Annotated in this window: 12 protein-coding genes; all 12 read right to left on the reverse strand. The window is 43.8% G+C overall.

The window, feature by feature from the left end; all coding sequences use genetic code 11:
• Positions 1-17: 17 nt before the first annotated feature.
• Entirely contained in the window at positions 18-2015 is a 1998-nt protein-coding gene (gene pknB, locus AC1DOK_RS16915) for a Stk1 family PASTA domain-containing Ser/Thr kinase (protein WP_477555481.1), read from the reverse strand.
• Complete coding sequence (locus AC1DOK_RS16920; protein ID WP_477555482.1) at positions 2012-2770, reverse strand: Stp1/IreP family PP2C-type Ser/Thr phosphatase; 759 nt, start codon at positions 2768-2770, stop codon at positions 2012-2014. Before AC1DOK_RS16920 ends, pknB begins: the two co-directional genes overlap by 4 nt.
• Positions 2754-3845 (reverse strand): dual-specificity RNA methyltransferase RlmN, encoded by a 1092-nt coding sequence (rlmN, locus tag AC1DOK_RS16925; protein WP_477555483.1) that lies wholly within the window; start codon positions 3843-3845, stop codon positions 2754-2756. The genes AC1DOK_RS16920 and rlmN overlap by 17 nt, the downstream gene beginning before the upstream one ends.
• Before the next feature lie 112 nt (positions 3846-3957).
• Positions 3958-5391 (reverse strand): 16S rRNA (cytosine(967)-C(5))-methyltransferase RsmB, encoded by a 1434-nt coding sequence (rsmB, locus tag AC1DOK_RS16930; RefSeq protein WP_477555484.1) that lies wholly within the window; start codon positions 5389-5391, stop codon positions 3958-3960.
• On the reverse strand, positions 5333-6271 hold the full coding sequence (gene fmt, locus AC1DOK_RS16935) for a methionyl-tRNA formyltransferase (RefSeq protein ID WP_477555485.1): 939 nt from the start codon (positions 6269-6271) through the stop codon (positions 5333-5335). The genes rsmB and fmt overlap by 59 nt, the downstream gene beginning before the upstream one ends.
• Positions 6268-6759: a peptide deformylase gene (gene def, locus AC1DOK_RS16940; protein ID WP_477555486.1), complete on the reverse strand. Its 492-nt coding sequence runs from the start codon at positions 6757-6759 to the stop codon at positions 6268-6270. The genes fmt and def overlap by 4 nt, the downstream gene beginning before the upstream one ends.
• A 48-nt stretch (positions 6760-6807) precedes the next feature.
• Complete coding sequence (priA, locus tag AC1DOK_RS16945; protein ID WP_477555487.1) at positions 6808-9414, reverse strand: primosomal protein N'; 2607 nt, start codon at positions 9412-9414, stop codon at positions 6808-6810.
• On the reverse strand, positions 9414-10655 hold the full coding sequence (gene coaBC / locus AC1DOK_RS16950) for a bifunctional phosphopantothenoylcysteine decarboxylase/phosphopantothenate--cysteine ligase CoaBC (RefSeq protein WP_477555609.1): 1242 nt from the start codon (positions 10653-10655) through the stop codon (positions 9414-9416). The genes priA and coaBC overlap by 1 nt, the downstream gene beginning before the upstream one ends.
• Before the next feature lie 127 nt (positions 10656-10782).
• The gene (gene rpoZ / locus AC1DOK_RS16955) at positions 10783-11001 is read right to left on the reverse strand and encodes a DNA-directed RNA polymerase subunit omega (RefSeq protein ID WP_477555488.1); all 219 of its coding nucleotides are present in this window, start codon (positions 10999-11001) and stop codon (positions 10783-10785) included.
• On the reverse strand, positions 11001-11639 hold the full coding sequence (gene gmk, locus AC1DOK_RS16960; RefSeq protein WP_477555489.1) for a guanylate kinase: 639 nt from the start codon (positions 11637-11639) through the stop codon (positions 11001-11003). Before gmk ends, rpoZ begins: the two co-directional genes overlap by 1 nt.
• Complete coding sequence (remA, locus tag AC1DOK_RS16965; protein ID WP_040948586.1) at positions 11629-11889, reverse strand: extracellular matrix/biofilm regulator RemA; 261 nt, start codon at positions 11887-11889, stop codon at positions 11629-11631. Before remA ends, gmk begins: the two co-directional genes overlap by 11 nt.
• Before the next feature lie 33 nt (positions 11890-11922).
• Complete coding sequence (locus AC1DOK_RS16970) at positions 11923-12807, reverse strand: YicC/YloC family endoribonuclease (RefSeq protein WP_477555490.1); 885 nt, start codon at positions 12805-12807, stop codon at positions 11923-11925.
• Between the last annotated feature and the right edge of the window lie 25 nt (positions 12808-12832).

Genomic DNA, 12832 nt, shown 5'->3' on the forward strand with positions numbered 1-12832 from the left:
CTTGGCTTTATGCCACTCTATTGTTTGATTAATTCTTCATAGCTTTTGGTTATTGTATCCACTAAGGTTCCATTATCATAAATTGCAATTGTCGCTGACTTATTTGGCGATACGACAACCTGCACATCGATAGTTTGCGGTTTATCAATCGTATTTTTATATACTGATTTGTTATTTGAAACATCATCCGTTAATAACACTTTAAAGTCAGACGCTTGACCCTCTACTGATGGAGTAAGTGTAATACTTACTTTCGTATTAGCTAGCTCAGGACCATCAGATACGATGACCGAAATTTTAGTTCCCTTAGCCACTTCTTCATTCGCCTCATAAGGGAATTGGCTAATAATTTTACCCTTAGGCACCGTATTATTCTTCTCAGTTGATACTTTTTCATCTAATACAAGCTCGTACTTAGCCAATTTTGCTTTAGCTTCAGATAGAGACAGTCCTTCAAGCTTCGGCACTTTGACTAGCTCTTTGCCCTGTGAAACCGTAAGCTTAATTTTTTCTGTCTTATGATCAAAAGGCTGATCGAAACCTGGTTCCTGTTGAATAACCGTATCAGGCGCATCATTTTCCGTATTCACTGGCACTATCTCAACTTGCTTTTCATCTACTCCCATTTCAGCTAACTTAGTGAGAGCAGCCTTAACGTTCATTCCCCTAAGGCTCGGCATTTTTGGCATCTCAGGTCCCACACTGACATATAGGGTCACTTCGCTATTAATCTTAACCTCCATGTCAGGAGCAGGATACTGCTTGAATATTTCCTTCGCCACTTTATCACTTGGTTCTTCCACAATCTTCGCCGTCAGCTTCAGGTCACGAAGTATGTCTTCTGCGTCAGATTGCTTTTTGCCTTCTAAATTTGGCATTTTCACAACTTCAACAAACATAACATTTTCTATGACCTTATAAAGACCGAACATACCTCCAAGCACAGCTAATAGAACGACAATCCAAATCGTTGGTTTAATCCATGATCTTTTTTTCTTAGGAACGTAGTCATCCTCAATATCATCATCTTCATCATTTTCATAAACTGGGCCCTTGTAACTATTATTATTAGTTGTCGGACTCGTATACTGACGTGATCTGATCGCAGGAATAACCCTTGTACTCTCATCATCTAGATGATCTAGATCTTCTGGATATTCTTTAGCCCATGTCTGAACCTTGGCCTCATTACGCCTCTCAGACGATAAACAGGTTTCTAGATCGTTCATCATATCTCTAGCAGATTGATAACGCTCTTCTGGGCGCTTACGCATTGATTTGAGAATTATGTTCTCCACACTTTGTGGAATAAGTGGATTAATCCCACGCGGAGATTCCACAGTTTCCTGTAAATGCTTAAGAGCAACCGAAATCGGACTCTCCCCAGAGAACGGTAGCTTAGCTGTAAGCATCTGGAAGAGGACAATACCTAGCGAATACAGATCAGACATTTCTCCTGCCTGCGTACCCTTAGCATGCTCAGGGGAGAAATAATGCACAGAGCCAATCACAGAACCAGTCTGTGTGATCGATGAAGAGGTCGCTGCACGCGCAATCCCAAAGTCCGTAACCTTCACACGTCCATTACGACCAATTAGAATATTGTGTGGTTTAATATCTCTATGAATGATACCATTATGATGGGCATGATCTAGCGCATCACAAATCTGTGAAGCAATATTAATCGCTTCTTCGACCTGTAAAGGTGATCTTTCTTTAATTAATTCGTTTAATGTCGTACCTTCTATGTACTCCATAACAATATAATGAATTTCATCTTCTTGACCAACATCATATATAGATACAACATTAGGATGGGATAAAGACGCCGCAGATTGTGCTTCCCTGCGAAACCGGCGAATAAACTCCTCATCATATACATATTGCTGGCGTAATACCTTAACAGCAACCTTACGGTGTAAGAGTAAATCCTGACCCTTGTAGACAAGCGCCATACCTCCACCGCCGACACGCTCCAAGATCTCATATCTGCCACCTAGCGTTTGTCCAATCACAGTTCATCACCTCGTTCTTGCGCGCTGGCTTCTGTTTGTAGCATAAGCACAACTGTAATATTATCATCTCCACCAGCTTGCAAAGCACGAATGACAAGCTGCTCTGCTGCAGCTTCTAAATCTGGGTATTCCTGAATAATCTGGGTAATCATTTCACTTTCAACGAGATTACTTAGCCCATCTGAACACAGAATGAATAGATCATTCGGTTCTAGTACAACTTCTATTAAATCGGTCTCGACATCCGGATCGGTGCCGAGCGCACGAACAACAACATTACGCCTCGGATGATGAATCGCTTCCTCTGGCGTAATTTGTCCTGTTTTGACAAGCTCGTTGACTAATGAATGATCTTCTGTTAACTGAATAAGAGAATGTTTACTTAACTTATAAGCTCTGGAATCGCCAATATGTGCAATAATCATCTCAGATGATGACGCTAATGCAGCGATCACGGTAGTACCCATTCCTTTATACTGTTCACGCTCTGATGATATCTGATAAATCTGCTCATTTGCTGAAAGAACAGCAGACAATAATAATTTCTTGCGCTCTTCAATTGTCGCTGAAGGAGAGACCGTCTGCATTATCTTCCCAATGATGTCGATTGTCATCTGTGCAGCTACATCCCCTGCTTGATGTCCACCCATTCCGTCTGCTAAAATTGCGAGTGAATAACCATTTGACATCTGCTTCACATAAGCTCTGTCTTCATTAACCACCCGAATACGCCCGACGTCAGTTCGACTTACCATCCTCAATTGTCGTCACCTCATCACTTCTTCGCTTCTTCTGATCCATATGCTTAGCTCTTAGTTGTCCACAAGCTGCCGCAATATCACTACCTTGCTCTCTGCGTATCGTTGCGTTGATTTTGTTCTTCTCAAGAATACGTTGGAAATTAAAAATATCATCGCGAGAAGTACGAACGAATTTGCGTTCTTGCACATAGTTGACTGGAATTAAGTTTACGTGACACATCGGTAATTGCTTCAACACTTCAGATAGCTCTTCCGCATGCTCAGCTTGATCGTTAACTCCGCCCATCAGTGCATATTCGAATGTAATACGTCGGCCAGTTTTGCCTGTGTAGTATTTACAAGCTTCAATCAAATCTGCAAATGGGAACTTCTTATTAACGGGCATTAGCTTAGACCGCAGCGCATCATTAGGAGCATGGATAGAAATTGCCAAATTAATTTGTGTATCCTCATCAGCAAACCGATAAATATTCGGAACAATACCAGATGTCGATACCGTAATATGACGTTGTCCAATGTTCAATCCCTTCGGATGTATCATCACATTCAGGAATTTCATCAATGCATCATAGTTCTCAAATGGCTCACCAATCCCCATGATAACAATTGAGGAAACGCGTTCATCTTTAGGATCAAGCAATTGCTGTGCTTTGACAATCTGCGCAATGATCTCTCCAGATGTTAAATTACGCTTAAGTCCGCCGAGCGTAGATGCACAGAAAGTACAGCCGATCTTACAGCCTACCTGAGTCGTCACACAAACAGAGTTACCATAAGCATGCTTCATAATAACTGTTTCAATGGCATTCTTATCCGATAACTCAAATAAGAACTTCACAGTACCATCCTGTGATTCATATTTGGCTAGCTCAGTTAGTGTTACAAATTCGAAGTTCGCACGTAGTTTATCGCGCAGTGACTTAGACAAATTCGTCATCTCATCAAAATCACTAATACGCTTGATGTACAGCCAATCGAATATTTGCCCTGCTCGGAACGCTGGCTCACTATTTTCTTTAATCCAATCTTGCCAATCTTCTAACGTAAAATCATATACATAAGGTTTCACTCTTCTATAACCCCGATTTCTTAGCTGAATAATCTTGATAATCCAATCTATTTTAACATAAACAAACGATAGACGTGAAATAAGAGGTAAATAATCCTCCTATTTCTCTTGGTTACTTCTTGCGTAACTTAGCGATAAAAAATCCGTCGGAATGAAATTCATCTGGATCAATTTGCAGCATACCCGCTTGCGCTGATTCTGCCAATGTCGCTGGCAAACCTGTGATTACAATCGGTGCAAGCTCAAATTCAGGATGCTTCTGTAAGAAATTCATCACGTTTCCTTCATTTTCCTCTTTTTCAATCGTACAAGTACTATATATGAGTGTGCCGCCTGGGCGAAGCAATGTGTTAACCTCTTCTAAGAGTTCCCTTTGAATCTTGATAATAGCCTTAATTTCGGCTTCGGACTTCACCCATTTCAAATCGGGCTTACGCCGGATCACACCAAAACCTGAGCAAGGTGCATCCAGCAGAATGCGATCGAAAGACTCAGCATCAAATTCTTTACTGAGTTCACGCGCATCTGCAACCATTGTACGTATTGAACTTAGATTCAAACGAGTCGCCGCAGCATCTATCAGCTGTTTCTTGTGCTCGTGAATATCGCATGCGTTGATGACGCCTTCATCACCCATTAATTCAGCGATATGCGTTGTCTTTCCTCCAGGCGCTGCGCAGCAGTCGAGCACGGTCATGCCAGCGGCAGGCGCGAGCGCTTCTGCCACGAGCATCGAGCTCTCGTCCTGGATCGTGAATAAGCCTTCGGCATACCCTGGCGTAAGCGCCATGTTGCCTCCACCATTCACGATCACGCCCGCTGGAGCGAGAGGCGAAGGAGCGGCGTCTACATGGCCGCTCTCTTCAAGCAGCCGCAGCAGCTCCTCGCGGCTATTCTTCAGCGGATTGGTGCGAATCGAGACGTGCGGAGGCACGTTATTCGCTTCGCAAATCCGCTCAGTCCGTTCAGCGCCGAGCTGACGAAGCCAACGCTCCACCAGCCATATCGGGTGGGAGTGCTGCAGCGCGATGCGCTCAGCAAGCGGCAGCTCCTGTGGAAGCTGCCACTGATCCTTGCGGCGGATCGCATTCCGCAGGACGGCATTCACCATGCCGAAAATTCCGGAATGACCGCGCCGCTTGGCTATGTTCACAGCTTCGCTCACTACCGCGTGATCTGGCACACGGTCTAAGTAATGAAGCTGATAGAAGCTAAGTCTTAGCAAGCTTCTTACCCAAGGCTGAAGCTTACCCAGCCCTTTACTAACAAGAGTACCTAGATAGTAATCAATTGTATTTAAGCGCTGAATTGTACCATATACGATTTCAGTAGCTAGACCAGCATCCGCTCGTTCCAAATGATGTTTTTGCAAGGCTTGATTCAACAGTAAATTGCTATAGGCCTTGTCCTGTTCGACTGCAGTCAGCACATCAAGAGCAACTTCACGTGCTGTAAGCTTACGGACCTTGTCCGATTTTCTGTTATCTTTATTCACCCAGTTGTGTCCCCCGCTCCATGCTGCTGCCTCGCATGAATTGTGCAACATCCATTGCCTTCTTACCTGCTGGCTGAATTTCAGTAAGGACAAGCTGTCCGTCACCTGTTTGTACCGCAATGCCTGAATCCATTGCTTCAACTACCGTACCAGAAGCCGCCGATGAATCAGTAACATTCGTTGCTACCTCAGTACGCCAAATTTTGAATACATCTCCATTCCAATAAGTAAACGCCCCAGGGAATGGATTAAGTCCGCGTACCTGATTATGAATATCGTGCGCTGATCTAGACCAATCAATCCGCTCATCATCGCGTGAAATGTTCGGTGAATATACAGCTTCAGCATCATTTTGAGGCACTGCCTCAATTCGTCCAGCTAATAGTTCAGGTAACGTTCTCTCTAATAGCTCTGCACCAGCTTTACTTAATTTAGTGAACATGGTACCCGTTGTATCACATTCACCAATTGGCACTTCGATTTTGGCAATCATATCACCGGTATCAAGACCGACATCCATATACATGATCGTCACACCCGTTACTTCTTCCCCGTGCATGACAGCATGATGAATCGGCGCTCCACCACGATACTTAGGCAGCAAGGATGCATGTACGTTAATACATCCAAGCTTAGGCATCTCTAGAATTGATTTAGGCAATATTTGACCATATGCCGCTGTAACGATTAGATCAGGGGCTAGTTGTCTGATTGCTTCCACTGATTCTGGCTGGCGAAGTTTCTCAGGCTGTAATACGAGTAAATTATGCTTCAATGCCTCTTCTTTAACAGGAGTAGGCGATAACACCCGTTTACGACCTTTGGGACGATCGGGCTGAGTTACGACAGCTACAACATTATAGTTCCCATTAAGTAACACCTGAAGCGCAGGCACTGCGAATTCAGGTGTCCCCATAAATATTATTCTCACTTGTCACGACCGCCGTTTCCTTCGACTGGCTCACGATACACTTTAGCTGCGATATCCGTGAATAGCACACCATTCAGATGATCAACCTCATGCATGATACATCTAGCTAGAAGATCTGTACCTTCAACAATAATTTCTGCACCATTGCGATCTTGGGCTTTCACTTTGACGTTCATCGGACGATTCACATCCCCTTGAAGTCCTGGAATACTTAAGCAGCCCTCTGTACCAAATTGCTCCCCGCTTGTTTCGATGATTTCAGGGTTAACAAGCTCGATCAAGCCACCGAATTCTTCTCCACAATCCATAACAACAACGCGTTTAAGCACGCCTACCTGAGGTGCTGCAAGGCCTACACCCGGAGCGTCATACATAGTTTCTGCCATATCTTCTAACAATTTATGCAGATTAGGTGTAAACTTCGTAACCTTAATTGCATGTTCTCTTAATACCGGATCAGGATCTTTAACAATAAAACGAATCGCCATCCTCAAACACCATCCCACTTCTTATTATATTGTTGTGCAATTTTGTATTTACATTAAATATTGCGGATCAACATCAACAGAAAATCCTATTTTTTCTTTGGATAACCGGTCCTCAAACAGCTCAGCAGTTTGGATTACAAGCTGTGAAGCTAGCGTATCCACTCGATATTTTACCACGCATTGGAATCGATATCTATCTTTGATCCGTGGAATTGGTGATGCAACGGGTCCAAGCACTTCAAAGTGCAAAGAATTAGATTCTAATCTATCTCCTTCTTGCATGGCTGCAGCACGTCTTCGCAGCTCAACAGCAAACGCTCCTGCAGTGCGTACTAGCTGTGGTACCTGCTCGTGAGTAAATGTAATTAACATCATTTTATGATAAGGCGGATATCCGCGTGCTTTTCTAGTTTGAAGTTCTTGTAGCGCAAATGCCGCATAATCATGTTCAGATGCAGCCTGAATCGCATAGTGCTCTGGCATATAAGTTTGCACGAATACCTCGCCCGGCAGCACATGCCTCCCTGCGCGACCAGCTACTTGTGTTAACAATTGAAAGGTTCGCTCACCGGCTCTAAAATCAGGCAATCCCAACACCGTATCTGCAGCAATGACACCAACTAAGGTAACATCAGGGAAATCGAGTCCTTTGGCAACCATTTGAGTTCCTAACAACACATCACCTTGTTTATTGCGAAATGCCGTTAGCAATTTCTCATGTGAGCCTTTGGTTGTCGTTGTATCTACATCCATTCTTATGACGCGAATTCCAGTAAATAACTTATATAATTCCTCTTCCACACGTTGTGTTCCTGTGCCAAAATGGCGAATATGCTCCGAATCACAACTTGGGCATACTTTGGGCTCACGTTCTGCATAGCCACAATAATGGCAACGCATCGCATGCGCTTTCTGGTGATAGGTAAGCGAAATATCACAATGTGGGCACTGAGCTACATAACCACAAGTCCGACACATCACGAATGTAGCATAACCACGACGGTTCAAGAAAAGAATCATCTGTTCTTTCTTGTGTAACCGCTCTTCGATCGCTTTATACAACCCTTTGCTAAACATCGAACGATTTCCTTGTTTCAGCTCTTCTCGCATGTCTACAACATGTACTTCAGGTAAACTACCTCCACTTGCACGATTGTTCATCGTAAGTAGTTTATATCGCCCTGTTCCATGCTCTTCATAATTAGTTTCATGAATCGTCTCTAAAGATGGGGTTGCAGAGCCTAGCACTACTACTGCATTACTTAACTCAGCTCGTCTAATCGCAACATCTCGTGCGTGGTACTTCGGAGTTTCTTCTTGTTTATAGGAAGATTCATGCTCTTCATCAATTATAATGAGCCCCACACGCTCGAACGGGGCAAATACTGCTGATCTGGCTCCAATTGCTACCTTGACTTGACCTCGTTTGATTTTACGCCACTCGTCGTAACGTTCTCCTAATGATAGACGCGAATGCAGCACAGCTACTGCATCACCGAAACGTCCTTTGAACCGCTCAACCATTTGGGGAGTCAAGGAAATTTCGGGAACAAGTACAATTGCCTCTCGTCCCATATCCAGACAACGCTGAATCGTTTGTAAATACACTTCTGTCTTACCACTACCCGTAACCCCATGTAATAGAAAAACGTCATGTTGTGTGTTACTAACAGATTCATCAATAGCCTCAAATACGACTTGCTGCTCGTCTGTTAAGGTTAATGGGCTAGTACGAGGAAACTCACGGCCTGCGAATGGGTCACGTAACGACTCTACCTCTCGAACCTCTATGAGTCCCTTAGTAGCAAGCGATCGAGCTGATCCAGCACTACCTGGTAGTTGCTCTGTCAGCTCCGCAAGACGAATCGGACCATCATAATCTGCAATGAACAATAGAACTTCCTTCTGTTTGTGAGCATTTGCCGGCAGTTGTTCTGCAGCTGCTCGTAACTGCTCTGCAGCGATCTTAGGGTAGATTGTCAGTACTTTGCGTACTGCTAGTCGATCCTTGACGCTCTGTACTTCCCTCATAACTCCAGAGGTAAACATTTGCTTAACAGTTCCGATATCTTCCTTGAATGCATCCAGAAGTTCAACTAGCGTGACTTTCCCTTTCTTGCGAATAAAGTCTTTGATAGCTTGCTGAATCGGAAAAGACATGATCGACTGCATCGTCTCTTGTCCAGTATCCGGTCCTTGTCCTGCACCTGGTTCTCGTCCAGTATTTGGTTCTTGTCCACCATCATAAAAATCTGCCCCATTTAGGAGAGCTCTATTGGATTGCATGTGTAGCTCTTTCTCCTGCAATACCACATAACGCTCCGCTTTCCCTTTAAGCGCTCCCGGCAGCATTACGTTCAATGCAGATGCTATATGACACAAATACTTATCGCTCATCCAGCGCGCTAGAGTCACAAGCTCCTCCGTCAATGGGGGTTCAACGTCTAACACACGCGTAATTGGTTTGAGCTTACTCATCTCATAGCTCGACTCCATCGTTAATCCCACAACATAGCCTTGCAGCACACGTCCCCCAAAAGGAACCTCTACACGTGAACCAACCTCAACTGTACTGGCTAATGTGATCGGAATTAAATAATCAAATACGCGATTCGTCCCTTTGGCTGGAACATCGACAATGATTTTTGCGAACATTAATTTTCACCCTTGGCTCGAGAGGATTCATTATGTAATGAAATAGTCATTCTATCAATTGCTATTTCAAGCAATCTTCGAGCAACCTTCGATTTACTTTGCAATGGCAATGCCTCCACTAGTCCACTACGATCAAATACGCGCACCACATTCGTGTCAACTCCAAAGCCTGCTCCTGCTTCTGTCACATCATTAGCTACAAGTAAATCGCAATTTTTGCGAATGAGCTTATCCATCGCGTGCTTGTCCAGATCGTTCGTTTCGGCAGCAAAGCCAACTACGAATTGCGTTGTTTTGCGCTGACCAATAGTTTGCAGAATATCTGGATTTTTAACGAGATTAAGAGTTAATTCTTCTCCAGTTTTCTTCATCTTCTGCTGAGCTTGCACTGCGGGACGATAGTCTGCAACTGCAGCTGCCTTAAAAATAAGGTCAACTTCCTCAAATCGCTCAAGCACAGCTTGCATCATGTCCTCAGTCGATTGAATTTGTACGACATTAATTCCGGTTGGCATTTCGAGCTTCGTCGGAGCTGTAATTAGCACAACTTCAGCACCCATGCGATGTGCTTCTTCAGCAAGAGCGTATCCCATCTTACCGGAGGAATCATTCGTTATATACCTAACCGGATCAATTCGCTCAATCGTTCCACCTGCAGTCACAAGCACCTTCTTGCCCACTAGAGGGCGATGATCACGTTCAACAAAGAACTGCTCAATGACAGAAACAATTTCTTCTGGTTCTGGTAATCGTCCTTTGCCGACATAGCCACAAGCGAGCTGGCCTTCTCCAGGATCCAGAAACATAACACCGCGCGAACGAAGAAGCTCCATATTGTGCTTAACGGATGGATGCTCATACATATGAACATTCATTGCTGGAGCGACAATAATTGGCGCAGTCGTCGCAAGGAGAGTCGTACTAAGCATATCATCAGCAATCCCAGCAGCCATCTTAGCAATCATGTTCGCCGTTGCTGGGGCAATTAAGAATAAATCAGCATGGTCTGCTGTATCGATATGAGCAATCGCCTCTGGATTAAACTCATCGAAGGTGTCTGTCATCACATGATTTCGCGACAATGCCTGAAATGTAAGTGGTGTAACGAATTTCGTAGCTGATTCTGTCATAATCACTCTTACATTCGCCCCAGTTTGCGAGAGCTTAGAACAAAGTCCCGCTGCTTTAAACACCGCGATGCCACCAGTTACACCGAGTACAATCGTTTTTCCTTTCAACACTGACACCAAGTAGAGCCTCCCCCTTCGAACTGTAAATATGCGGATACGAATAAGTTCAAGCGTTATCCACTCTGCTGAGTTATGAAATTGATTCATTCACTAAAAAAAATAACAACCACGAGGGTTGTTACAGCTTGGCGTCTTCTTTGGGTTCAATCTTCTCATAGCTGATATAATCCCCGTACAATTCTTCCAAAGCGAATCCTACTTGCTTGTATGACTTATGTGTGCGCATTTCTGATTTTGCTCCATCACGAATTGATCTAGCACGTTTGGAAGCAGCTACAACTAAAGAATACTTCGAGTCCACTTTGAGTAACAGTTTATCAATTGAAGGATATAACATTACGTCACCTCACCTATCCATTGCATTAATTTGGTATATATTCTTTCTCTCTTACAACGTTCCGCAACAACAATCGACTTAATCTTATCACAAGCTGTCTCCACTTGATCATTCACGACTGCGTAATCATAATGTTCAAGCAAGCGAATTTCATCCGTCGCTACTGACATCCGATTCCGAATGCTTTCTATTGTCTCTGTACCTCGGGTCGTAATGCGATTGTGCAGCTCATCAAGTGACGGCGGTAATAGAAAAATAAAGACGCCCTGTGGAAACTTTTGTTTTACCTTTAGTGCACCCTGAACTTCAATTTCAAGAATAACGTTCTTACCGGCTTTCAATGTGTCTTCCACAAATCGGCGTGGTGTTCCGTAATAATTCCCGTCATATTCAGCCCATTCCAGCATTTCATCATTTGCTATTAACTGTTCAAATTGCTCACGCTGCCTAAAGAAATAATTCACCCCATCGACTTCACCTTGGCGAGGATTTCTCGTCGTTGCCGAAACCGAGTAAACGATGTCTAAATTCATTTTACGAAGCGCAGCACAGACGGTGCCTTTACCAACACCGGATGGACCAGATAGAACAATCAGTATGCCTTCTTCACGTTCCAACGTATTCGTATTATTCGTCATTATCATCGTCCTTATTGGAAAGTCGGTGTGCTACAGTTTCTGGTTGTACAGCGGAGAGAATAACATGATCAGAATCAGTAATGATAACAGCTCTTGTTCTTCTACCATACGTAGCATCGATTAACATATGCCTATCTCTCGCTTCTTGAATAATACGCTTGATTGGCGCAGATTCAGGTGAAACGATTGAAATGATACGGTTAGCTGAAACAATGTTACCAAAACCGATGTTTATTAATTTAATTGCCATAAAGGCCTCCTTCTCATGAAGCATAAGAATGTTTCACTCGATATTCTGAATTTGTTCTCGCATTTTCTCGAGTTCAGCCTTCATGTCGATAACTTTGGCGGCCACCCCGGCATCATTCGCTTTAGAACCTATCGTATTCACTTCTCTGTTCATTTCTTGGATGAGAAAATCCAACTTGCGTCCAATGGGCTCTTGCGTTTGCAGTAATGCACCAAACTGTTCATAATGACTGCCAAGCCGTGTCAACTCTTCGTCAATACTGCAGCGGTCAGCAAACAGTGCAATCTCTGTTGCCAGTCTTGCTTCATCATAACTTGCACCGCCACCTGTCATCTCTTGAACCCGCTGACGCAGCTTAGCTGCATAGTCAGTAGCCACAGTTGGCGCTTGTAGTAATAAATCATGATGCAGCATTTGTAACCGATGAAGTCGTTCACTTAAATCACGAGATAGAAACTCACCTTCACGACTTCGCATGGAGATCAAACTACTGAACGCTTCTTTGAGGCAAGCAACAAATGCTTGCTCAATCGATGCATCAGGCTCAATCCGCTCTTCGCGCTGTACGATAAGTCCTGGCATTTGGAGCAGATTCTGCAAGGTTAGAGAATCTTTGAAATCGTAACGATCTTGAAGTTCTTTGGCAGAACGTAAATAACTGTCAGCTAGCGTCCAATCAATATCAAACCTTTTGCTTGCGGATACTTGTCGTTCTACCGTAACGAATACATCAATTCGTCCCCGATTCACATATTCCATTGTTGCCTTACGAAGCGACTCTTCAAACGGCATCCACTCTTTGGGCATCCGGATGTTCACTTCGCTATAGCGATGGTTGACGGACTTGACATCCATATACACGGTAAAGTCCGCAACAGTTGTTTTAGCTTGTCCGAACCCTGTCATGCTTCGAATCATCTCATCACATCCATTAAATTATTGT

The sequence above is a fragment of the Paenibacillus sp. P5_B5 genome (assembly GCF_056400365.1).